Origin of the sequence: Kitasatospora sp. NPDC059088 (genome assembly GCF_042738155.1) — a bacterium.
Lineage (GTDB): Bacteria > Actinomycetota > Actinomycetes > Streptomycetales > Streptomycetaceae > Kitasatospora.
Window position 1 is genome coordinate 1 of the sequence record NZ_JBHYGR010000081.1, and the last position, 20,927, is coordinate 20,927.

A 20,927-nucleotide genomic window follows, 5' to 3' on the forward strand; every position below is an offset into this window, starting at 1 on the left:
GGGTCGTCGTGGCCGGCCGCGCACCCGTGGGGCCGTTCCTGATCAGCTGTTGGTGAAGATCAGACAGGTCAGGATGAGACAGGTGTACTGGCAGCCGCTGCCGTGGCCGGTCAGCTCGACGGACTCGGTCTCCGGCAGGTCCTGCAGCGCCGCGAGGTCGGTCTCGAAGTCCACCATGTTCTCCATGATCGGGTCCTCCCCTTGAGGGTGTCGCCCGCCGCGATCTGCCTGCGGGCGTCGGGTGTTGACCCCCGGCGCGGCCTCCATCCGCCGCACCGGGGTGGTGCCCCGGGCCTCGACGGGCCCGGGAGTCTGTGGGTGGCCGGGCGGGATCAGCCCGGTCGGCCGGTCCGCAGGAACGCGGCCAGCAGTTCGTGCAGCACGGCGGCGCCCTCCTCGGCGAGCACCTCGTGGCCGGAGCCGGCCGCCTCCACGTACCGGAAGTCCGCGCCCTCGACCCGGCCGATCCGCAGCAACTCGTGCCGCAGCGAACGGGATTGGCCGACCGGTACCACCTCGTCCCGGTTGCCGTGCACGACCAGCAGCGGCGCGCTCAGCCGGTGCGCGAGCTGGAGCACGTCGCGCGGTCCGCGGGCGTCCAGGATCGGGTCGCCGCCGCCCAGCCGGGTGGTCAACGCCCGTACGGGGGGCGCCGCTTCGGCCATCAGCCGGGCGCCGGACAGGAACGGTGCGACCACCGCGCAGCGGGCGACCTGCTCGGTCGGCGCGTGCGCGGCCGCCAGCAGCGCCAGGAAGGCGCCGTAGCTGACCCCGAACAGGGCGGGCGGTTCCAGGCCGAGTGCCGCCCGCTGGCCGGCGATGCCCTCCAGCAGGTAGAGCACGTCGTCCAGGTCGGGGCCGCCCCAGGCGCCCCGGATGGCCAGCGCGTGCGGCACCCCGTAGCCGGTGGAGCCGCGCTGGTTGGGCGCGACCACGGCCAGGCCCTCGGCGGCCATCCGTTGCAGCGCCGGGTCGAACTCCAGCCGCCAGGCGTCGGCGGGGCCGCCGTGCAGCGCCAGCACCAGGTGCGGGCTGCTCAGCCAGGCGTCGCCGCCGTACACCACGGCCTCCAACGGACCCGCTGGGCCCGCGAGTTCGAGGCTCTGCGCGGGCTGCCAGCGGCTGCCGTCGCCGGGCTGGGTGCTGCCGTCCAGACGCCAGCCGGCCGGCGGGGTGCGGGTGACGCGCGGTGCACCGGGCTGCCAGGGCAGGACGGTGTCCCGCCACGGGCCGGGCAGGCCCGAGCCCAGGGGCGCGAGTTGCAGCGGCAGCGGCATCGGGGCGGTCTCGGCGGGGGCCGGGCCGTGCGCCAGCAGGGCGTCCACGTCCAGGGTGGCCAGCGCCGCCGGGTGGTCGGGCGAGGAGTACGGGATCCGCAGCCCGGCGCCGTCCCAGTGCCCGACCGCGCCGAGCCGCCCGGGTGGCACCGGCAGCGGGTCCAGCCGCCCGACGGCGGGCCGCCACAGGGCGAGCGCCGAGCCGGCGCCGTGGTCGATCTGCACCGCGACCCGCGGGCCGTCCGCCGCCTGCCGCAGTGCCACCGGGCGCAGGAACATGCCCGAGACGTGCAGGCATTCCGGGAACCGCAGTGGTTCCCCGCCGCCCAGCACGCCCCAGCCGAGCCGGTCGGTGCCGGGCGCGTCGCTGCGCACCATCGCGAAGCGGCTGTCGGGGTCGAACAGCACCAGCCGGTCGTTGCTGTGCTCGCCGATCTCCAGCAGCGGGGTGGTGGTGCCGCTGCGCAGGTCCAGCACCACGCTGCGGACCAGCCCGCCGGCCACCCGGTCCAGGGCGAGCAGCGCGCCCGCGTGGTCCAGCCAGGCGCCGCCGCCGTGCAGGCCGGGGATCTCGGCGACCTGCACGGGCTCGCTGCCGTCCGCCCGGATCAGCCAGGCGGTGGTCGCCGGGCGGGTGTCGGTGCCCAGGGCGATCGCCACCGGGGTGCGCGGGTCGGCGCCGGGGGCCACCGGGAGCGGCAGCAGGCGCAGTCCGGGCATCCGGAGCGAGGCCAACTGCTGTTCCACGGTGCCGTTCCCGCCGTGCGAGAGGCGGACCAGGTCGTGCCGCTCGCCGTCGTGCCGGCAGACCAGCACCGAGCCGTCGGGCAGGGCGACGAGCTGCGAGCGCAGCTGCTCCGACCGGTTGCCGGACAGCGGCAGCGCGGCGGGTACGGCGGGGGAGCCGTCCGGTGGGAGTCGCCAACTCTCCACGTACCAGCCGCTGTCGGCGGCCGCGGCCAGGCAGGCCGCGTGGCTGCCGTCGGCGGCGAAGGAGAAGCTCAGCCGGCGCAGGGCCCGGGTGGTGGCGCGGGTGGCCGTGTTCACGTCTCGCTCACCCCGTCGCTGTCGCACGGCAGTTGGTCGCGGGCGGGGGTCGGCGGGCAAGGGGGAGCGAGCGGGTGGCTGGGGGAGGGTGGGTCCAGCCAGAGCCGGGGGCCGCCGTGCCGGAGCCGGAGGAGGAAGGCCAGCGGTCCTGCCGTGCCGGTGCCGTAGGCGGCGGCGCAGCCCGTGCCCGTCTCGTCGGGCAGGACCAGCAGGCCGTCGCGCAGTGCGCTCCGGGCCGCGATCAGTCGGGCCAACCGGCCTGCCCCGGAACGGAATTCGGGCTCGGCCGTGGCCTCGGCGAGGTCCAGCAGGTACTCGCCGTCACCGGCCAGGCCGTGGCAGGCGCTCACTCCGCCGTGCCAGCGGCCGGCCAGGACGGCCCGGCCGGCGGCCCGGGCGAGGCGCAGCGCCTCGGTGTCGCCGGTGGCCCGCCACAGCCGCAGCAGGAAGCTGCCCGCGCCGGAGGAGCCGCTGCACCAGTGCGGGAGCCGGATGTGCTCGGGGTCGGCGGCGCTCTGCGGCCACCAGGCGCAGGCCCGGTCGGTGCGGCGATCGGCCGCGCCGTTTCGGTCGCCGTCGCCCTCGCTCCACCGCACGGTGGCGCCGAGCGTCCGCCCGGCGTCGAGGGCGGCCGTCGTGCAGGCGTCCCGCAGGGCGCGGTCGCCGGTCGCCCCGGCGGCGGCGAGCAGGAAGGCGCCGACGCCCGCCACGCCGTGCGCGAAGCCGAGGTGGGTGATCCCGGCGAGCGCCGAGTCGAAGTCGGCCGGCACCGGCCAGACCGTCCCGTACGGTTCCCGTCGCGCGGCGGCGAGCAGGGCGCGGGCGCAGCGGTCGGCGCGCTCGGCGAAGCCGTGGTCCGCGCGGAAGTCCTCCCCGGCGAAGCGGAGTTGGGCGAAGCCCGCGCCCGCCGCGCCGTGGCAGACGTCCGGGTTGGGCCACTCGACGGCGATCCGCCGGGCGAGTGCGGCGGCCCGCTCGGCCGCCTCCTGGTCGCCCAGCACCCGGGCGGCGTCGAGCAGTGCCCAGGCCGTTCCCGACCGTCCGAAGTGCAGCCCGGGCAGTACCACCGGCTCGGCGGCGACCCGCCGCTCGATCCAGTCCGCGGCGGTCCGGGCCGTACCCGCGGCCGTCGCCCGGACCTCGGCCGGCAGGCCGGGTGCCGCGGCCGCCCGCGCCAGTACGGCGAGCACGCCCGCGGCGCCGTGCTGGACGTTGCACGGGTCCGTCCGTTCCCCGGCGGGCACTGCGGGCCACAGCCGGTCGGACCGTTCCGGTGTCGCGCCGGCGGCGAGGTGCCGCAGGCCGTCGTGCAGCAGCCGGTCGAGGGGCGGGGCATCGGCGTCCGTGCCCGGCCGAGGGGCGGCCTGCCACAGCGGGGCGACCAGAGCGGACACGGCCGGCCTCGCAGCCGCACCGGGCACGGCAGGAGCCGAAACGGCGCCGGGGTCCACGCGAGGGTCCACGCCCGGCACTCCGCCGCCGCCCCGCCTGCCCAGCGCCTTCCCGCCGAGAGCCTTCCCGCCCAGAGCCTTCCCTCCCAGCGCCTCCCGGGCCCGCGCCAGGCTCCACCGCAGCTCCGGCTGCTCGGCCCGCAGCCCCAGGACCACCGGCGCCAGCCGCCGCGCGGTGGCACCCGAGCGGGCCGCCAGGTCGAGCCAGCGGCCGAGCCGTTCGGCGACCGGGCGGGCCCGCGGCAGGTCCTCGGGCAGCAGCGGGTCGTGCCCGGTGGCCAGCAGGAAGAACAGCCCGCCGAGGGCGTAGCGGTCGGCGGCCGGGTCGGCGGTGCCGGCGCCGGCGAGGGCGAGCCGTCCCTGTTCGGGGGCGCGGTAGCCGGGGGTGCCGGCCGTGCCGGCCCGGTGGCCGGTCTCGGCGGCGAGTTCGAGGTCGATCAGCCGCAGGCTGCCGTCCGGCCGGACCATCACGTTGCCGGGGGAGAGGTCGCGCAGCACCAGGCCCTGGCCGTGCACCCGCCCGACCAGGTCGAGCAGTCCGTGCGCCACCGGTCCGGCCTCGGTCCAGTCGACGTCCGGGCTGCCGTCGCGCCGCAGCCGGGCGGCGACCCAGGCGCCGAGCGGCTGCCCGGCGATTCGTTCCTGCACCAGGAAGACGGAGTCGTCCTGCTCGATCAGTTCGACGGCGCGCGGTACCAGCCCCTGCCCGTCCAGCCGGGCGAGCAGCGCGGCCTCGTGCCGCAGCGCGTCGCGGGCGTCGGTCCCGGCGCGGTCGACCTCGATGTGCGCGCGGGCCTGCTTGACCACGACCTCCGCGCCGCTCGCGGCCTCGCGCCCGAGGAACACCCCGCCCTTGGCGCCGTGCCGTACGGCGGCGGTCACCGCGTAGCGCCCGGCCAGCAGCACCCCGCCGCCGCGCCCGCCCCCGGGCCGGTCGCCGCGCCCGCCCCGGCCTGCGTCCCCACGCCGGCGGGGGTCGTCGGCACCGCGGAACGGGTCCCGGACCCACCCCGGCGCCCGGTACGACCCGCCGCGCACGTCCTCGGCCCGTTCCCCGCCGGGCCCGCGCAGCACCGAGCGGTACTCCCCGTCGTTGCCGAGCTCGGCCCGGGCCGCGAACGCGCCGTAGCGGTAGTGCACCCGGCTGCCGGGCCGGTACGGCCGGTCGGAGAGCACCACCGGCCCGGGCAGCCCGGCCGTCACCCGGTCCAGTTCGGTTGCCAGCCGCTGGAACTGGGCGTCGTCCGCCGGGTAGACGGTGATGAACTTGCCCGCCGAACCACGGTCGCTGTTACGGGAGTTGAGCTCGCGCAGCCGCTCCTCGGCGGCGGCGAACTTGAAACTGCACGGGTCCGCGGCGAGCACCCGGACCACGCCCGCGAGCACCTCCCCACCGACCACCGAGGCAGCGCTGACGTGGAGCTTCCACCCCTGCGCCGGTAACGGCGCGGACGCGGACGGCCGGGCCGTGCACCAGAAGCCCCCGACGGTGACGTCCCAGTCGCCGTCGCCTCCCCGGCCCCCGGTGCCGGCCAGGGCCGCCCGCGTCGCCTCCGGCCACCCCATGCGTCACCACACCCCTTCGTCCTCTGCTCGGCTCCTCGCGACCCCCCTCCAGGGGCTCCCGGCCGAGGTGACCGGGGCAACTCCCGTTCGCAGGAATGAAGTTAGTTTCGAGAAATCCGAAGCCTCAACGCAGAGACGGTCACTTCACTCGTAAGGGTGATCAGTGGGCGGTTTCGAATTCGTACGAGAACACTGCTGTGAGTAACGGGCGCACGGCGTGCGGGCGCGTACGGCGCGCGCGGGACCCGGACACGCGCCCCAGCTGCAGGTTGACGCGCATCCGTACGCCTGCGGCACCCGCGTCCGAAGCACGCCCGCCGCCGCCCCGCCGTAGCCCCGGCACCGTCCTGCCGCCGTTCCGCCGCCGTCCCCCGATCGGCCGAGGCCCGACCGGCCCCGCGCGCACGGTAGTCTCGACAGGTGCCGAAACTGTCCGACGTCATCACCGCGCTCGAAGAGGTCTACCCCCCGCAGTGGGCGGAGTCCTGGGACGCCGTCGGCCTGGTCTGCGGTGATCCTCAGGCCGAGGTCAGCCGCGTGCTGTTCGCCGTCGACCCCGTCCAGGCGGTCGTCGACGAGGCCGTGGAGTGGGGCGCCGACCTGGTGGTCACCCACCACCCCCTGTACCTGCGCGGCACCACCAGCGTCGCCGCGACCACCTTCAAGGGCCGGGTGGTGCACACCCTGATCACCAACGGCATCGCCCTGCACGTCGCCCACACCAACGCCGACCACGCCGACCCCGGTGTCTCGGACGCGCTGGCCGAGGCCGTCGGCCTGCGGGTCACCGGCCCGCTGGTGCCGGACCCGACCGACCCGCTGGGCCGTCGCGGCACCGGCCGGATCGGCCTGCTGGAGCCCCCGCTGACCCTGTCGGCCTTCGCCGCGCAGGTCGCCGCCGGTCTGCCCGCGACCGCCGCCGGTGTGCGCGTCTCCGGTGACCCGGACCGGCTGATCGGCCGGGTCGCGGTGTGCGGCGGTTCGGGCGACGGCTTCCTCTCCGACGTACGGGCGGCCGGCGTGGACGCCTACGTGACCGCCGACCTGCGCCACCACCCGGCCTCCGAGGCCACCGAGGCCGCGCCGGTCGCGCTGGTCGACGCCGCCCACTGGGCCACCGAGTGGCCCTGGCTCGGCCTGGCCGAGCGCGCCCTGCGGGCCGTCGCCGACCAGCACGGCTGGGCCGTGGAGACCAAGGTCTCCCACCGGGTCACCGACCCGTGGACCGCGCACGCCCCCATGTCCTTCACCGCCTGACCCGATCCACAGGAGCTTTCCCCTTGAACGCCGCGCCCGCCGACCAGATCCGCCTGCTCGACCTCCAGGCCTTCGACTCGAAGCTCGACCAGCTGGCCCACCGGCGCCGGAGCCTGCCCGAGCACGCCGAGATCGACAAGGCCACCGCCGACCACACCGCGCTCAAGGACCTCGTCGTCGCCGCCGAGGCCCAGAAGGGCGACACCGCCCGCGAGCTGACCAAGGCCGAGCAGGACGTCGAGCAGGTCCGCGCCCGCTCCGCCCGCAACCAGCAGCGGCTGGACTCCGGCGCGATCACCTCGCCGAAGGACCTGGAGAACCTCCAGCACGAGATCGGCTCGCTGGCCAAGCGCCAGGGCGACCTGGAAGAGGTCGTGCTGGAGATCATGGAGCGCCAGGAGAGCGCCAAGACCCGGGTCGACGAGCTGACCGCCCGCCTGGAGCACGCCACCGTCGTCCTCGCCGAGGCCGAGGGCCGCCGCGACGCCGCGTTCGCCGAGATCGACGGCGAGGCCGACAAGGTCAAGCGGGACCGCGAGACCGTCGCCGCCGTCATCCCGGCCGACCTGCTGAAGGTGTACGCCAAGCTGCGCGAGACCCAGGGCGGCGTCGGCGCGGCCCGGCTCTACCAGCGCCGCTGCGAGGGCTGCCGCACCGAGTTCTCGATCACCGAGCTGAACGCCATCAAGGCCGAGCCCGCCGACAAGGTGGTCCGCTGCGAGAACTGCGGGCGGATCCTGGTCCGCACCGCCGACTCGGGCGCCTGATCCGGTGGCGGCGCGCTTCATCGTCGAAGCGGACGGCGGGTCCCGGGGCAACCCGGGGCCGGCCGGCTACGGCGCGGTGGTCCGGGACGCCGACACCGGGCAGCTCGTCGCCGAGGCCGCCGAGTTCATCGGCCACGCCACCAACAACGTGGCCGAGTACCGGGGCCTGATCGCCGGGCTCAAGGCGGCCCGCGCGCTCGACCCGGACGCCTCCGTGGACGTCCGGATGGACTCCAAGCTGGTCGTCGAGCAGATGTCCGGGCGCTGGAAGATCAAGCACCCCGACATGCAGCCGCTCGCCGCCGAGGCGCGCGCGGTCTTCCCGCGCGGCCGGGTCGGCTACACCTGGATCCCGCGCGAGAAGAACAAGGACGCCGACAAGCTGGCCAACGAGGCGATGGACGCCGGCCGCGACGGGCGCCAGTGGGAGCCCAGGCCCCTGGCCGAAGCCGGGGCCGCCGCCACGGCCGAGGAGCCGCTGCCGAAGCCCCCCGCCCCCAAGGCCGGCTGGGCCGCCCCGGCCGACCTCGGCACCCCGACCACCTTCGTCCTGCTGCGCCACGGCGAGACCCCGCTCACCCCGGAGAAGCGTTTCTCCGGCAGTGGCGGCACCGACCCGGAGCTGTCCGACAAGGGCCGCTGGCAGGCCGAGCGGGCCGCCGAGGCCCTGGCCGCGCGCGGCAGCGTCCAGGCGGTCGTCGCCTCCCCGATGCGCCGCACCCGGCAGACCGCCGAGATCGTCGCCGCCCGGCTCGGCCTGGAGGTCCGGTACGAGGAGGGCCTGCGCGAGGTCGACTTCGGCGACTGGGAGGGCCTGACCTTCGCCGAGGTGCAGGAGCGGTACCCGGACGACCTCTCGGCCTGGCTGGGTTCCGCGAAGGCCAAGCCGACCGGCAGCGCCGAGAGCTTCACCACCCTCACCCACCGGGCCGGCGTCGCCCGGGACAAGATCCTCGCCCGGTACGCGGGGAAGACGGTGCTGGTGGTCTCGCACGTCAGCCCGATCAAGACCCTGGTCCGGCTGGCGCTCGGCGCCCCGCCGGACTCGATGTACCGGATGGAGCTGTCCGCCGCCTCGATCTGCGCCGTCCAGTACTACGCGGACGGCAACGCCTCGCTGCGGCTGCTCAACGACAGCTCCCACCTGCGCTGACCCTCCCCACCCGGGGGGTCAGTGCACCTCGGTGACCACCACGTCCAGCTGCCACGGCTTGCGCGCCGTGCCCTCCGCCGCCAGCTCGACCCGGTGGCCCAGCGCCAGCAGCGCGTCCATCAGCTCGGCCGGCGTCTTCGGCTCGGCCCCGGCGACCAGCAGGTCCCGCACCAGCCGCCCCTTGGTCGCCTTGTTGAAGTGGCTGACCACGCTGCGCTTGCCGTTCCGCTCCTGGAGCACCCGGACGGTCGCCGTACGGGAGGCCACCTCGCCGGCCGGCTTCCAGGCCGCCGCGTACGCGGAGCTGCGCAGGTCCAGCACCAGCCCGTCCGCCACCTCCGGGAGCACGTCGGCCGTCACGCCCCGCCAGTACGCGCCGAGCGCCCCCAGCTCAGGGAGTTTCACGCCCATCGAGCAGCGGTAGGACGGGATCCGGTCGGAGATCCGCACCGCGCCCCAGAGACCGGAGAACACCAGCAGCGCCCGCTCGGCGCGGTCGTACGCGGCGGCGTCCAGGGTGGCCAGCCCCAGGTTGTCGAACAGCACCCCGGTGTACACCTCGGCCGCCGGGCGGGCCCCGGCGGTGAGCAGCCCGGCGTTCTTGGCGATCTCGCCGCGCAGCCCGGGGGTGAGGCCGAGCACCTCGGCGGCGGCGTCCTCGTCGCCCCGGCAGAGGCCCACCAGCGCCTCCAGCACCGCGCCGCGCGCCGCCGTCAGCCCCGGCAGCGACAGCCCGTCGAGCGCGAGCGGCGCGCCGTCCCCGGACGCGGCCTTGCCCTCCGAGGGCGGCAACAGCACCAGCACAGCGGACTCCTCAACAATCTGTGGCGGACGAACCCCGCCACCCTACTGCGGCCGCTCCGGCTCCCAACGCCACGCACAGGGGCGAGTAGTAGCGCAGGTTCAGCCGCCGGAACCGCGCCGAGCGCTCGCTGAGCCGCCCGAACACCACCGGCCCGGTGAGCCCGCGGGCCAGCAGCACCCCGGCCGCCGTCCGCACCCCGGCCCGTTGCAACCCGGCCCGCCGCAACCCCCGCGGGCCCGCCGCCGGCAGCAGCCCGGCCTCCGCCGCCACCAGGTAGGAGGCCGTCCCCAGCAGCCCCGCCACCACCAGACAGGCCGACGGCGGCGGCGGCCCCTCGCCCGCGCCCACCACGGTGTCCACGAACTCCTCCGGCGTCCGCAGCGGCCAGGGCGTCACCGCCCACACCGCGTGCAGCGCCCCCGTCACCGCCAGCCCCGCCGACACCACGCCCCCGGCCGCCTTGACCGCGTCCATCGCCCGCACCCCCTCCGTGAAGCAACGCCCGACCCCACCGTACGAGCCCTTACACCCCTCCGGCCCCCGGCCCGCCCGGGCGGCAATTCGGTGGGCCGGCCCGGCGTTGCCCACTACGGTGACCGGCGAAGGAGAGTGAACGAGATGACCATGCGACCCCTGGACCTGGTGCCCGGCGACGGCGACGCCGAGGAGGAGTCCCTGCCCGTGCGCCTGCCCGCCGGCCTGCCCGCGGAGACCAGGCAGGCGCTGGAGTTCGCGGTGCGGGCGGCGGCCGAGGCCGTGCTGGCCGGCCGGGTGCGCGTGACGGGGTCGGCCACGGAGGCGGACACGGCCGAACTGGCCTTCGAGGTCCGCCAGTCCGAGCTCCCGGAGGCGCTCGCGGACCCGCTCCCGCCGACGCCCGCCGACCCGGCCCCGCAGGACAGGGCCGCGCGCCGGGCCGCGATGGTGGCCCGGATCCGCGCCGGGAACGCCGAGACGCTGGAGAGGTTGAAGGACCTGTGACCACGGAGTACCTGGACCTCGACGACGTCACCTACCTCGCCGGGGGCCCGCAGAACGTCCGCGACCTCGGCGGCCTGCTGTCGGCGATCGCCCGCCCGCAGGCCACCCTGTTCGGCGACGACGCCTACCCCGACCTGTGGACCAAGGCGGCCGCCCTCGGCCAGAGCCTGGCCCGCAACCACCCGCTGGTCGACCGGAACAAGCGCACCGCCTTCGAGGCGATGCTGCTGTTCCTGGACTACAACGCGGAGCCCTACACCGACCCGCACCCGGACGACGCCGTGGCCTTCGTGCTGCGGCTCGCCACCGGCGGCTACGACGACGCGATCGCCCTGGCCGCCAAGGACCTCAGGTCCCTCCTGGGCCGTTGAGCCCCGACGGGCGCGGCCCCCGACGGGCGCGGGCCGCCGGCGGACGCGCCGGGGGCCTGCGCCCGGAACCTCCCGGTCCGCCCTACGCTGGCCTGCATGCCTCGCCGAAAACTGCGCGTCAAGGCCGTCGACTCCGCCCGGATCAACACCGAGCTCACCGAGCTCCGCACCCGCCTGGAGATCCACACCGAGTGGCCCGAGGCCGTGCTCGCGGAGGCGGAGGAGGCCGCCGGGCACCCCCGGCTGCCGGAGTACGACGCCACCGACCTGCCGCTGTTCACCGTCGACCCGCCCGGCTCCCGCGACCTCGACCAGGCCATGCACCTGACCCACCGCCCGGGCGGCGGCTACCGGGTGCACTACGCGATCGCCGACGTCGCCGCCTTCGTCCGCCCCGGCGGAGCCGTCGACGCCGAGGCCCGCCGCCGGGTCGAGACCCTCTACTTCCCGGACCACCGCGTCCCGCTGCACCCCGCCCGGATCTCCGAGGACGCCGCCAGCCTGCTGCCCGGCGAACCCCGCCCGGCCCTGCTCTGGCAGCTGGACCTGGACGCCGACGGCGCCGTCGTGCTGGCGGACCTGCGCCGCGCCCTGGTCCGGTCGCACCGCCGACTGGACTACGCCGCCGTCCAGCGCGCCGTGGACCTCGGCGGCGCCGACGAACAGCTCGCCCTGCTCGCCACCGTCGGCCGGCTGCGCGAGGAGCAGGAGCGGGCCCGGGGCGGGATCAGCCTGCCGGTGCCCGAGCAGGAGGTCGAGGAGACCCTGCACGGCTACGTCCTCGGCTACCGCGCGCTGAGCCCGGCCGACGGCTGGAACGCCCAGATCTCGCTGCTCACCGGCATGGCCGCGGCCGAACTGATGCTGGACGCGGGCGTCGGCCTGCTGCGCACCCTGCCGGCCGCGCCCGCCGCCGCGTACGAGCGGCTGCGCCGGATCGCGGCCGCCCTGGACGTCGACTGGCCGCAGGCCCTCCCGTACCCGGAGCTGATCCGCTCGCTGGACCCGGACGCGCCGCTGGACGCCGCCTTCCTGAACGCCTGCACCGGGCTGCTGCGCGGCGCCGGCTACCACGCCTTCGACGAGTCCCGCGGCCTGCCCGCCCCCGCCGAGCCCGGGCACGCCGCGCTGGCCGCCCCGTACGCGCACTGCACCGCGCCGCTGCGCCGGCTCGGCGACCGCTTCGCCCAGGAGGTGTGCGCGGCGGTCGCGGCGGGCGAGGACGTGCCGGACTGGGCGCGCGAGGCGCTGCCGGCCGTACCGGCGCTGATGGCGAGCGGGGACCGGCGGGCGGCCGAGGTGGAACGGGCCTGCGTGGACCTGGTGGAGGCCGAGCTGCTGGTGGGGCGGGAGGGCGAGGAGTTCTCGGCGGTGGTGATCGAGGTGGACGGCAAGCGCCCCGGCTCGGGCGTCGTCCAGCTGCGCGAGCCCGCCGTCCGGGCCCGCTGCGACGCCGCCGACGGCACCGGGGGCGGGCCGCCGCTCCCGCTCGGCCGGGTGATCGACGTCCGCCTCGCCCGGGCCGATCCGGCCACCCGTACGGTCCGCTTCGCCGCGGTCTGAGCCACCCTCACCCGGCCCGGGGTGGGAGGATCGGTCCGTGCCCGATGCCCAGCCTCCCGTCGCACCCGCCGCCGGACCCGCTGCCCCGTCACCCGCCGTGCCGGACACCGGTCGCCGCCGCCGGCTGCTGGTCCTCGCGATCTGCTGCCTGAGCCTGTTCATCGTCGGCCTGGACAACACCGTGGTGAACATCGCGCTGCCGGTGATCCAGAAGGACCTGGACGCCCCGGCCTCCGGCCTGCAGTGGATCATCGACGCCTACACCCTGGTGCTGGCCTCGCTGCTGATGCTGTTCGGCTCGGTGGCCGACCGCTTCGGCCGCCGGCGGGTGTTCCGGATCGGGCTGGCCTGCTTCGCCCTGGGGTCCCTGCTGTGCAGCCTGGCGCCGAGCCTGGAGTGGCTGGTGGCCTTCCGGGCCCTGCAGGCGGTGGGCGGCTCGATGCTCAACCCGGTGGCGATGTCGATCATCACCAACACCTTCACCGACCCGAGGGAACGGGCCCGGGCGATCGGCGTCTGGGGCGGCGTGGTCGGCATCTCGATGGCGCTCGGCCCGCTGCTCGGCGGCTTCCTGGTGGACGGCGCCGGCTGGCCGTCGATCTTCCTGATCAACGTCCCGGTGGCCCTGGTCGCCATCCTGCTGACCTACCGTTACGTTCCCGAGTCGCGCGCGCCGCGGCCCCGCCGGCTAGACCCGGTCGGACAGCTGCTGATGATCGTCCTGCTCGGCTGCGGCACCGCCGCGATCATCGAGGGCCCGGGCAACGGCTGGACCTCCCCGGTGATCCTGGCCCTCGCCGCGGCCGCGGTCGCCGCGCTGATCGCCTTCCCGCTCTGGGAGCGGCGGGTCGCCGAGCCGCTGGTGGACCCGCGCTTCTTCGCCAGCGCGCCGTTCACCGGGGCCACCGTCACCGCGGTCTGCGCGTTCTCGGCACTGGGCGGCTTCCTCTTCCTCAACACCCTCTACCTCCAGGACGTCCGGCACTACAGCCCGGTCGAGGCGGGCCTGTGGACGCTGCCGATGGCCGGGATGATGCTGGTCTGCGCGCCGCTGTCCGGGCGGATCGTCGGCAGCCGGGGCCCGCGCCTGCCGCTGGTGGTGGCCGGGCTGGGCCTGGCGGCGAGCGGCCTGCTGCTCACCCGGCTCGGCGCCGACTCCCCGGCCGCGCTGCTGCTGGCCGCGTACGCGCTGTTCGGCTTCGGCTTCGGCCTGGTCAACGCGCCGATCACCAACGCGGCGGTCTCCGGCATGCCGCGCTCCCAGGCGGGCGTGGCCGCCGCCGTCGCCTCGACCAGCCGCCAGGTCGGCCAGTCGCTGGGCGTCGCGGTGATCGGCACGGTCGTCACCTCGGCCGTGGTGGGCCCGATGGCCACCGGCTTCGCCCCGGCCAGCCACGCCGGCTGGTGGATCCTGGTCGGCCTCGGCGGCGCCGTCCTCGTCCTCGGCCTGGTCACCACCGGCGCCTGGGCCGACCGGACCGCCGCAGGGGTGGCCGCCCGCCTCGGCGGCGAGCCGCCGGCGGCCCGGCCCGGTGTTCGGGAGGCTCCGCCCGAGCGGCTACCATGACCACTACGGCGGAAGAGCCGGCCGGGCGGTCGCGACGGGTCCCTGACCCGCCGAGGAACGTCCGGGCTCCACAGAGCAGGGTGGTGGGTAACGCCCACCCGGGGTGACCCGCGGGACAGTGCCACAGAAAACAGACCGCCCACCGCTTCGGCGCGTGGGTAAGGGTGAAACGGTGGTGTAAGAGACCACCAGCGACCGGGGTGACCCGGCCGGCTAGGTAAACCCCACCTGGAGCAAGGTCAAGATCGGTGCCCTCGGGCACCGTGCGCGAGTGTTCGAGGGCTGCTCGCCCGAGCTCGCGGGTAGACCGCACGAGGCTGTCGGCAACGGCAGCCCTAGATGGATGGCCGTCTCCCCGGGCCGCGCGAGCAACCCGGGTGACAGAACCCGGCGTACAGGCCGACTCTTCCGCCCCTCGAACAGCCGAAGGCCCTCCGACCCGCAACGGGTCGGAGGGCCTTTCGCGTCGTCCTTTTCGCGTCGTCCCTTTCGCGTTGCCGCGGGGCCTTCGCGCGTCGCGGGGCCGGGTTCAGGCCGGGTGGGTGCCGACGGCGTCGCGGATCTGTTCGCCGAGGCCGCCGTTGACGCGGGCGCAGTTGGCGCAGCAGAAGAACATGCCGGCCACCTCGACGCCGTGTCCCACGATGCGCACGTTGCAGTGTTCGCAGCGGGGGGCGAGCTTCTCCATCGCGCACTCGAAGCTGTCGAAGGTGTAGGTGTCGCCGGTGACCGTCCTGATCTCGAAGGCGAGCCAGTAGTCGTTGCCGCAGGTGACGCAGATGGCCATGGCGGCCGTCTCCTTCCGGTGGGGGCCGGCCCTGGCGGGGCGGCTCCCTCCAGTCTCGAAGGCGTGCCCGGCGGCGGCCACCCGGCGGGCCCGTCCGGCGGGGCGGGCCGGTGGGAGCGGTCAGCCGGAGTCGGCGGAGAGCTGTTCCAGTGCCCGGACGGCGCGGTCGGCGTCGTCGGCGGCGACGAACAGGTGGTCGTGGTGGAAGCCGGCCACCACGTTGCAGCTGATGCCCTGCTCGGCGAGGCGCCCGGCGACGGCCGCGGTGAGTCCGACGGCCTCCAGTGCGGAGTGGATCTGCAGGGTGATCCAGGCGGCGACGTACTCGTAGCGCAGCCCGAGCGCGTCGGCCTCCTCCTGGGTGACCACCACCGTCACCCCTTCGGGTTCGGCGACGGTCACCACCGGCCGCATGCCGGCGGGCACCTTCGCGGGGAGGGTGCAGTAGACGTACCGCCCCGGGTTGAGCTGCGGGCGCATCCCGCGCAGCAGAGTCGCAAGGTCTCGTTCACCGGCCATGCCCGTCACCGTATCCGTTCCGCCCGGGCCCGCGCGGTCTGTCGCAACCGTGTCGGTATCCGTTGACGAGCGACAGTCACCGATATATCGTCGAACTATCGAGACAGTGACTCGACTGTCTCGACGGAACCGAAGGAACCATCGAGGAGGTGGGCGCCATGCGCTCAGGAATGCGATTTCGCGCGGAGGACCCGCGCGGCGGCGGACGCCGTAGCGGTCCGGGTCCGGAGTTCCGGGGGATGCCCGGAGAGGGCCCTGGCGGCTTCGAGGGGCGGGCGGCCTTCGGCGGCTTCGGCCCGCCGTTCGGCGGCGGCGGCCCCGGCCGGCCGATGGGCGGCCCGTTCGGGCACGGCTTCGGCGGCCACGGCGGCCGGCGCGGCGGCCCGCACGGGCGGCGCGGCGGCCGGGCCCGGCGCGGCGACGTCCGGGCCTCGCTGCTGGCGCTGCTCAAGGAGCGGCCGATGCACGGCTACGAGATGATCGCCGAGATCGCCGAGCGGACCAACGGGGCCTGGCGGCCCAGCCCCGGCTCGATCTACCCGAACCTCCAGCTGCTGGAGGAGGAGGGCCTGATCACGGCGGAGGAGGTCGGCGGCAAGCGGCTGGTCTCGCTCACCGAGCGGGGCCGCGCCGAGGCCGAGGCCGGCCCGGCGGAGCCGTGGGCCGAGGCCGGCCGGGAGGTCGACTGGGAGGCCGTCCAGGAGGTCGGCCAGGCGCTCGTCGCGGTCGAGCAGGCGGTCCAGCAGGTCATGCGCACCGGCACCGAGGCGCAGCGCGCCAAGGGCCTGGCGGTGCTGACCGAGGCCCGCAAGAAGCTGTACCTCGTCCTCGCCGAGGATGACTGACCGGTGCGGGGGGCCGGTCCCGGCGCAGGCCGGTGGCCCGGGCGGTGCCGCCGCTCAGGGGCGGACCAGGAACAGGCCCACGCAGGCGAGCAGCAGCACCGCCCAGCCGAACCAGAGCCAGCCGTCGGGCCCGATCGTGACGCTGTAGAGGCAGACCACCAGCAGCAGGGCCCCCGTCACCCAGGCGACCTGCCGGTTGTGGTGGGCGGCAGCCCGCGCGCGGCTCCTGCCGTGCCGTTCGGGGTGCGGAACCGTCCTGGCCATGCCGACCTCCCGGGGAGGGCGAAGGGGGAACGGGCGGCCGGTCAGTCCACGGGCCCGGTGGGGCCGGCCGGCTCCGTCGGTCCGGTCGCCTCCGCGGACCCGGCGGGCCCGGCGCCGGTGGAGGCCGCCTCGTCGTACTCGTAGCGCCAGAACCAGCTGAGCCCCCGCACCTGCTTGCTCCGGACGTACACCAGTGTGCGCGCGGGGGAGTCGCCCTGCGCGGGGACCGGGACCTTGTACTTCTTGGGCACGCCCAGCATCGGCCCCAGCGGGATCGGCAGGACCGTCCCGTCCAGGGGCCCGCCGACGAATTCGGTGTCCGCGCTCTTCACCCCTCCAGGGTCTCACCTCCACGGGGTGGCCACGCCGGGAGCACCCGGGAGCGGAGGCACGGTGACGGCCGGGTGCCCGGAGTGTGGCCCGCGTGGCCGGGGTGTGACCGGAGAGGCACCGCCCCCGGTCATCCGCAGGCCCCGCGCACCCCTATCCTTTCCTGTACGCCCCCGGGGTCCACCCCGGGTCAGCGGGCCCCGTACGGGCCGGGCGAGGCGCGAGTCAGTGTGCCCTCCGGCCGTCACCGGCGCGGACAGCGTGCTGCCGCGACAGGCGTACCGAGACCCGGGCGTCGGCCGTCCGGTGACCCCGGCCGCGGTCGGCGGGGCGCGGACAGCAGGGCCGAGCACCGCCCCGGGAAGCAGCGGGGGATGCCGCGCGTTGCGTCCGAGTGGTACGTCGAACGCTGTGTCGCACCAGGCACGGCAGTTGCGCGGAAGGGGCACGATGGAAGCCGGCAGCAGGTGGACGACCTGGTGGCAGAAGCGTGACCGTGAGCGGGCCCGCCCGGGAGGCGCGGACCCGGCCGCCAGACTGGAACAGCTGCTCGGCGCCGTGCGCGCCGGATTCCCGCTCGCACCCGCCGCCCACCCGGCCGGCTACCGCTGTTCCTGCGACCGGGTGGCCTGTCCGGCCCCGGCCCGGCACCCGGTCTCCTTCGCCTGGCAGACCCAGGCCACCACCGACCCCGAGCAGCTCTCCCGCTGGCTCTCCCGCGACCCCCAGGCCAACTTCGTCACCGCCACCGGCCGGGTGCACGACGTCCTGGACGTCCCCGCCGAGGCTGGCCGGCTCGCCCTGGAGCGGCTGACCGCGCTGGGCGTCGAGGGCCCGGTCGCCGCCGTCGGCGAGGACCGCTACCTCTTCTTCACCGCCACCCGCGGCACCCCCCAGGACGAGGACGAGTGGTGGGACAGCGCCCTCGACTCCACCCCGGACACCGTGTCCGAGCACCCCGGCCTGCGCTGGCACTGCCGCGGCTCGTACACCCTGCTCCCGCCCGCCGCGCTGCCGGACGGCTCCGAGGTGCGGTGGCTGCGCGGGCCCGAACTGCCGCTGCCGGACCCGCTGCGCGTCCTGGACGTGCTCACCGACGCCTGCACCGAGGTGGGCGCCGTCGCCGAGGAGCAGTGGCTGATCGGCTGATCCGGCGCCCACCGGGTGGCACGGCTACGGCAGGGTGAGGATCTCCGCGCCGTCCGCCGTGACCACCAGGGTGTGCTCGAACTGGGCGGTGCGCTTGCGGTCCTTGGTGACGACCGTCCAGCCGTCCGGCCAGATCTCGTAGTCGTAGGTGCCCAGGGTGAGCATCGGCTCGATGGTGAACGTCATGCCGGGCTTGATGACCTCGGTGGCCCGCTCGCTGTCGTAGTGCGGGACGATCAGGCCGGAGTGGAACGACGTGTTGATGCCGTGTCCGGTGAAGTCCCGCACCACGCCGTAGTCGAAGCGCTTGGCGTAGGACTCGATGACCCGTCCGATGACGTTGATCTGACGGCCCGGCTTGACCGCCTTGATCGCCCGGTTCAGCGACTCCCGGGTGCGCTCGACCAGCAGCCGGGACTCCTCGTCCACGTCGCCGACCAGGTAGGTGGCGTTGAGGTCGCCGTGCACGCCGTGGATGTAGGCGGTGGCGTCGATGTTGACGATGTCGCCGTCCTGCAGCACGGTCGAGTCCGGGATGCCGTGGCAGATCACCTCGTTGACGGAGGTGCAGACGGACTTGGGGAAGCCGCGGTACCCGAGGTCGGACGGGTAGGCGTCGTGGTCGCACATGTACGCGTGGGCGACGGCGTCCAGCGCGTCGGTGGTGACGCCGGGGGCGATCAGCTTCGCCGCCTCTTCCATGGCCCGGGCCGCGATCCCGCCCGCGATCCGCATCTTCTCGATCGTCTCGGCGGTCTGCACCTCGGGCCCGGTGTACGGCGTCGGGGCGGGCTTCCCGACGTACTCGGGGCGCGCGATGTGCGCCGGGACCTTGCGGGTGGGGGACTGGATGCCGGGTACGAGAGCCATGCCGGCGAGTCTAGTCGCCGCCCCCGCCGCCACCCGGCGGTTCCCGCGCGGTGTGCACGGCGGCCCCGCCCGGGGAATGATCGGTACCGACCCCCATGTCTGGACGGGAGAACGCGATGCCCCTCGGATTCCACCGCAAGCCGACCGGCCGACCCGGCGAATGGTTCTACTGCATCAAGCACGCCAAGGTCGAGGAGGGCCCCGAGTGCCCCGCCAAGGACCGCCTCGGCCCCTACGCCACCCGCGAGGAGGCCGCCCACGCCCTGGACATCGCGAACGAACGCAACCGCGAGTGGCAGAACGACCCGCGCTGGGACGACCGCCCCAAGGACGAGGGCAAGGAGTGACGAGGGGGCGGCACGACGGGGCGGCGCGGCTGTCAGGGGCGCCATCCATGCGCCCAGGTGTACACCTGGGACATCGGGTACTCTTGGGCACATGACGCAACCGCTACCCGTGGAGTCGATCCGCGATGTCCGCGCGCACCTGGCCGAGGTCGTGGAGCGGGCCGATCGGGACGACGTCCCCACCGTGATCACGCGTCGGGGCAAGCAGGTCGCCGCTGTCGTGTCGATCGAGGTCCTGAGGAAGTACCAGGAGTGGGAGGAGCGCGAGATCAACCGGATCATCGACGCCCGCATGGCCGACTCCTCGCCGGGCGTTCCCGTCGAGGACGTCATGAGGGAGACGCTGGCTCGCAGTGAGTGAGTGCCGCACCGTCTTCCGGCCCGAGGCCCGGGACGAACTCCGCAAGATCCCCCGTGACATGGCGCTCCGGATCCTGGCCAAGATGACCGAACTGGAAGGCGATCCGCTCGGCTGCAACACCACCGCACTCGTGTCGCAGCCCGACCGTCGGCGCCTGCGCGTGGGCGACTACCGCGTCGTCTACACGATCGACAACGGGCAGTTGGTGGTGTGGGTCGTCCACGTCGGCCACCGCTCCACGATCTTCGGCACCTGACGGTCCATCACCCGCCCCGGGGCGGTCAGGCCGGGGCGGGGGTGTCGAGGGCGTTGCGTTCGTGTTCGGCGCGGACGGCGGCGGTGTGCGGGTCGGTGCGGTCGTCGTAGGCGAGCAGGCGGGGGAGGGCGGCGGCGAGGGCGAGGACGCCGGCGACGCAGGCCAGGCCCCCGGTCCAGACGGCGGCGCGGACGCCGATCAGGCCGGCCATGGTGCCGGCCCGGACTTGGCCGAGCTGGGGCCCGACGGAGTAGCTGAGCAGCTCGACGCCGGCCATCCGGCCGCGTACCTCGTCCGGGATGGACTGGTTCCACATGGTGGAGCGGGCGATCCCGCTGATCTCGTCCGCGCCACCGGCCAGGGCCAGCCCGAGCAGTACCACCCAGACGCTGCCGGACAGTCCGGCCAGCGTCATGGCCGCGCCCCAGCCGACCGCGGCGGCCACCAGCAGCCGTCCGTGCCGGTGCACCCGGGACGTCCAGCCGCTGGTCGCACCGACCAGCAGGCCGCCGACGGCGGCGGCGGCGTACATCGGGCCGAGCGCCCAGTCCGCGCCCAAGTCCGAGGCCAGGAACGGGAAGACGGCCACCGGGAAGGCGAACAGCATGGCGCACAGGTCGATCGCGTAGGTGCCGAGCAGGTCCTTGCGGCTCCACGCGTACCGCACGCCGGTGAGCACCGCCCGGATCGACGGGCGCTCGGCGCCGGTGGCCGGCGGCACCGCCCTGATCCGGACGAGCAGCAGCAGCGAGACCGCGAAGGTCAGCACGTCCAGCGCGTACGCGGTCTGCACCCCGGACACCGCCACCACGACACCGGCCAGCGCCGGACCGGCCACCGAAGCGACGTTGTGGTAGAGCGACTTGAGGGCGAAGGCGGCCGACAGGTGCTGGTACGCGACCACCCGCGGCAGCAGCGAGTCCAGCGCCGGGCGCTGGAGCCCGTCGCAGGCCGCGACCAGGGCGGCGACCAGGTAGATCGGCCAGAGCACCGGGTGCGGCAGCAGGGCGTTGAGCAGCAGCAGCCCGGCGAGCAGCCCGAGCGCGGCCTCGGAGCGCAGCACCAGCCTGCGGCGGTCCAGGGCGTCGGCGAGGGCGCCGCCCCAGAGGCCGAAGACGATCAGCGGAACGAGTTCGACGGCGCCGATCAGGCCCACCGCGAAGGAGGAGTCGGTGAGTTCCTTGATCTGCATCGGAACGGCGACGTACGTCAGGAAGCTGCCGAAGCTGGTGACGCAGCCGCTCGTCCACAGGTAGCGGAAGTCGCGGGAGGCGCGCCAGGGGGACAGGTCGGGCGCCAGCGAGCGCAGCAGGGCGCGCGCCCGACTGACGGGCGGTGGTTCGTCGTCGTTCACGAACGACCATCCTCGGACGGTCGGTTCCCGGCCCGCAACG

Annotated in this window: 23 protein-coding genes and 1 other RNA gene; 13 read left to right on the top strand and 11 right to left on the bottom strand. The window is 75.2% G+C overall.

From position 1 onward, the window contains the following. Nucleotides 1-42 precede the first annotated feature (42 nt). The 3 genes from ACFWXO_RS29565 to lanL all read right to left on the bottom strand — a co-directional run bounded on the left by ACFWXO_RS29565 (nt 43) and on the right by lanL (nt 5,341). On the bottom strand, nt 43-186 hold the full coding sequence (locus ACFWXO_RS29565; RefSeq protein ID WP_157882160.1) for a VenA family class IV lanthipeptide: 144 nt from the start codon (nt 184-186) through the stop codon (nt 43-45). Between the two features lie 146 nt (nt 187-332). Next, entirely contained in the window at nt 333-2,324 is a 1,992-nt protein-coding gene (locus ACFWXO_RS29570) for an alpha/beta fold hydrolase (protein WP_380527359.1), read from the bottom strand. Then, nucleotides 2,321-5,341 (bottom strand): class IV lanthionine synthetase LanL, encoded by a 3,021-nt coding sequence (gene lanL, locus ACFWXO_RS29575; protein WP_380527360.1) that lies wholly within the window; start codon nt 5,339-5,341, stop codon nt 2,321-2,323. Before lanL ends, ACFWXO_RS29570 begins: the two co-directional genes overlap by 4 nt. 420 nt (nt 5,342-5,761) lie before the next feature. On the opposite strand from lanL, the gene ACFWXO_RS29580 reads away from it, so the two are divergent. From ACFWXO_RS29580 to ACFWXO_RS29590, 3 genes are read left to right on the top strand one after another with little or no spacing between them, the layout of a single operon-like run. Then, nucleotides 5,762-6,598, top strand: a complete 837-nt coding sequence (locus ACFWXO_RS29580) for a Nif3-like dinuclear metal center hexameric protein (protein WP_380405641.1) — start codon at nt 5,762-5,764, stop codon at nt 6,596-6,598. A gap of 23 nt (nt 6,599-6,621) precedes the next feature. Further along, nucleotides 6,622-7,365: a zinc ribbon domain-containing protein gene (locus tag ACFWXO_RS29585; RefSeq protein ID WP_380527362.1), complete on the top strand. Its 744-nt coding sequence runs from the start codon at nt 6,622-6,624 to the stop codon at nt 7,363-7,365. Nucleotides 7,366-7,369: 4 nt separating this feature from the next. Beyond that, entirely contained in the window at nt 7,370-8,518 is a 1,149-nt protein-coding gene (locus ACFWXO_RS29590) for a bifunctional RNase H/acid phosphatase (RefSeq protein WP_380527363.1), read from the top strand. Between the two features lie 18 nt (nt 8,519-8,536). Here the strand turns inward: ACFWXO_RS29590 and yaaA are convergent, their stop codons facing one another. Beyond that, nucleotides 8,537-9,322, bottom strand: a complete 786-nt coding sequence (gene yaaA / locus ACFWXO_RS29595; protein WP_380527365.1) for a peroxide stress protein YaaA — start codon at nt 9,320-9,322, stop codon at nt 8,537-8,539. Nucleotides 9,323-9,332: 10 nt separating this feature from the next. Then, nucleotides 9,333-9,797, bottom strand: a complete 465-nt coding sequence (locus ACFWXO_RS29600; RefSeq protein ID WP_375887984.1) for a DUF3995 domain-containing protein — start codon at nt 9,795-9,797, stop codon at nt 9,333-9,335. A 144-nt stretch (nt 9,798-9,941) separates the two neighbouring features. Here ACFWXO_RS29600 and ACFWXO_RS29605 point away from each other — a divergent pair, with 144 nt between their 5' ends. The 5 genes from ACFWXO_RS29605 (at nt 9,942) to rnpB (ending at nt 14,216) form a co-directional block, all read left to right on the top strand. Further along, complete coding sequence (locus ACFWXO_RS29605) at nt 9,942-10,304, top strand: hypothetical protein (protein WP_380527367.1); 363 nt, start codon at nt 9,942-9,944, stop codon at nt 10,302-10,304. Beyond that, entirely contained in the window at nt 10,301-10,675 is a 375-nt protein-coding gene (locus tag ACFWXO_RS29610; RefSeq protein WP_375887989.1) for a type II toxin-antitoxin system death-on-curing family toxin, read from the top strand. Before ACFWXO_RS29605 ends, ACFWXO_RS29610 begins: the two co-directional genes overlap by 4 nt. Nucleotides 10,676-10,771: 96 nt before the next feature. Further along, nucleotides 10,772-12,238, top strand: a complete 1,467-nt coding sequence (locus tag ACFWXO_RS29615) for an RNB domain-containing ribonuclease (RefSeq protein ID WP_380527369.1) — start codon at nt 10,772-10,774, stop codon at nt 12,236-12,238. Nucleotides 12,239-12,335: 97 nt separating this feature from the next. After that, nucleotides 12,336-13,805: an MFS transporter gene (locus ACFWXO_RS29620; RefSeq protein WP_375888129.1), complete on the top strand. Its 1,470-nt coding sequence runs from the start codon at nt 12,336-12,338 to the stop codon at nt 13,803-13,805. Between the two features lie 13 nt (nt 13,806-13,818). After that, an RNA gene (rnpB, locus tag ACFWXO_RS29625) (RNase P RNA component class A) lies at nt 13,819-14,216 on the top strand. A 118-nt stretch (nt 14,217-14,334) separates the two neighbouring features. Here rnpB and ACFWXO_RS29630 read toward each other — a convergent pair. Together ACFWXO_RS29630 and ACFWXO_RS29635 are read right to left on the bottom strand one after the other, a co-directional pair. Beyond that, nucleotides 14,335-14,592: a Prokaryotic metallothionein gene (locus ACFWXO_RS29630; RefSeq protein WP_375887995.1), complete on the bottom strand. Its 258-nt coding sequence runs from the start codon at nt 14,590-14,592 to the stop codon at nt 14,335-14,337. Nucleotides 14,593-14,712: 120 nt separating this feature from the next. Then, complete coding sequence (locus ACFWXO_RS29635; RefSeq protein WP_375887996.1) at nt 14,713-15,111, bottom strand: ACT domain-containing protein; 399 nt, start codon at nt 15,109-15,111, stop codon at nt 14,713-14,715. Nucleotides 15,112-15,281: 170 nt separating this feature from the next. Here ACFWXO_RS29635 and ACFWXO_RS29640 point away from each other — a divergent pair, with 170 nt between their 5' ends. Beyond that, on the top strand, nt 15,282-15,956 hold the full coding sequence (locus ACFWXO_RS29640) for a PadR family transcriptional regulator (protein WP_375888132.1): 675 nt from the start codon (nt 15,282-15,284) through the stop codon (nt 15,954-15,956). 54 nt (nt 15,957-16,010) lie between these two features. Here the strand turns inward: ACFWXO_RS29640 and ACFWXO_RS29645 are convergent, their stop codons facing one another. Both ACFWXO_RS29645 and ACFWXO_RS29650 read right to left on the bottom strand, forming a co-directional pair. Next, complete coding sequence (locus ACFWXO_RS29645; protein WP_375887998.1) at nt 16,011-16,220, bottom strand: hypothetical protein; 210 nt, start codon at nt 16,218-16,220, stop codon at nt 16,011-16,013. Between the two features lie 41 nt (nt 16,221-16,261). Next, entirely contained in the window at nt 16,262-16,552 is a 291-nt protein-coding gene (locus tag ACFWXO_RS29650; protein ID WP_380527372.1) for a hypothetical protein, read from the bottom strand. 448 nt (nt 16,553-17,000) lie between these two features. On the opposite strand from ACFWXO_RS29650, the gene ACFWXO_RS29655 reads away from it, so the two are divergent. Further along, on the top strand, nt 17,001-17,699 hold the full coding sequence (locus tag ACFWXO_RS29655) for a bifunctional DNA primase/polymerase (protein WP_375888002.1): 699 nt from the start codon (nt 17,001-17,003) through the stop codon (nt 17,697-17,699). Nucleotides 17,700-17,723: 24 nt separating this feature from the next. On the opposite strand, the gene map is transcribed toward ACFWXO_RS29655, so the two are convergent. Then, nucleotides 17,724-18,569, bottom strand: a complete 846-nt coding sequence (map, locus tag ACFWXO_RS29660; protein WP_375888004.1) for a type I methionyl aminopeptidase — start codon at nt 18,567-18,569, stop codon at nt 17,724-17,726. A 116-nt stretch (nt 18,570-18,685) separates the two neighbouring features. Between map and ACFWXO_RS29665 the strand changes: the two genes are divergently transcribed. From ACFWXO_RS29665 to ACFWXO_RS29675, 3 genes are all read left to right on the top strand, one after another. Then, nucleotides 18,686-18,916 carry a hypothetical protein gene (locus ACFWXO_RS29665; protein ID WP_380405707.1) on the top strand — a complete coding sequence of 77 codons (231 nt, stop codon included), beginning with the start codon at nt 18,686-18,688 and terminating at the stop codon, nt 18,914-18,916. A gap of 91 nt (nt 18,917-19,007) precedes the next feature. Beyond that, complete coding sequence (locus tag ACFWXO_RS29670) at nt 19,008-19,277, top strand: type II toxin-antitoxin system Phd/YefM family antitoxin (RefSeq protein ID WP_380527375.1); 270 nt, start codon at nt 19,008-19,010, stop codon at nt 19,275-19,277. Continuing rightward, on the top strand, nt 19,270-19,533 hold the full coding sequence (locus ACFWXO_RS29675) for a type II toxin-antitoxin system RelE/ParE family toxin (RefSeq protein ID WP_380527378.1): 264 nt from the start codon (nt 19,270-19,272) through the stop codon (nt 19,531-19,533). Before ACFWXO_RS29670 ends, ACFWXO_RS29675 begins: the two co-directional genes overlap by 8 nt. A gap of 25 nt (nt 19,534-19,558) precedes the next feature. Here ACFWXO_RS29675 and ACFWXO_RS29680 read toward each other — a convergent pair whose 3' ends face one another. Then, nucleotides 19,559-20,887: an MFS transporter gene (locus ACFWXO_RS29680; protein WP_380527380.1), complete on the bottom strand. Its 1,329-nt coding sequence runs from the start codon at nt 20,885-20,887 to the stop codon at nt 19,559-19,561. Between the last annotated feature and the right edge of the window lie 40 nt (nt 20,888-20,927).

Excerpts from the sequence above, each read along its gene's own strand:
- ACFWXO_RS29565 (WP_157882160.1), bottom strand. The coding sequence starts at position 186 with ATGGAGAACATGGTGGACTTCGAGACCGACCTCGCGGCGCTGCAGGAC.
- lanL (WP_380527360.1), bottom strand. The coding sequence starts at position 5,341 with ATGGGGTGGCCGGAGGCGACGCGGGCGGCCCTGGCCGGCACCGGGGGC.
- ACFWXO_RS29600 (WP_375887984.1), bottom strand. The coding sequence starts at position 9,797 with ATGGACGCGGTCAAGGCGGCCGGGGGCGTGGTGTCGGCGGGGCTGGCG.
- ACFWXO_RS29605 (WP_380527367.1), top strand. The coding sequence starts at position 9,942 with ATGACCATGCGACCCCTGGACCTGGTGCCCGGCGACGGCGACGCCGAG.
- ACFWXO_RS29615 (WP_380527369.1), top strand. The coding sequence starts at position 10,772 with ATGCCTCGCCGAAAACTGCGCGTCAAGGCCGTCGACTCCGCCCGGATC.
- ACFWXO_RS29630 (WP_375887995.1), bottom strand. The coding sequence starts at position 14,592 with ATGGCCATCTGCGTCACCTGCGGCAACGACTACTGGCTCGCCTTCGAG.
- ACFWXO_RS29635 (WP_375887996.1), bottom strand. The coding sequence starts at position 15,111 with ATGGCCGGTGAACGAGACCTTGCGACTCTGCTGCGCGGGATGCGCCCG.
- ACFWXO_RS29640 (WP_375888132.1), top strand. The coding sequence starts at position 15,282 with ATGCGATTTCGCGCGGAGGACCCGCGCGGCGGCGGACGCCGTAGCGGT.
- ACFWXO_RS29645 (WP_375887998.1), bottom strand. The coding sequence starts at position 16,220 with ATGGCCAGGACGGTTCCGCACCCCGAACGGCACGGCAGGAGCCGCGCG.
- ACFWXO_RS29655 (WP_375888002.1), top strand. The coding sequence starts at position 17,001 with ATGGAAGCCGGCAGCAGGTGGACGACCTGGTGGCAGAAGCGTGACCGT.
- map (WP_375888004.1), bottom strand. The coding sequence starts at position 18,569 with ATGGCTCTCGTACCCGGCATCCAGTCCCCCACCCGCAAGGTCCCGGCG.
- ACFWXO_RS29665 (WP_380405707.1), top strand. The coding sequence starts at position 18,686 with ATGCCCCTCGGATTCCACCGCAAGCCGACCGGCCGACCCGGCGAATGG.
- ACFWXO_RS29670 (WP_380527375.1), top strand. The coding sequence starts at position 19,008 with ATGACGCAACCGCTACCCGTGGAGTCGATCCGCGATGTCCGCGCGCAC.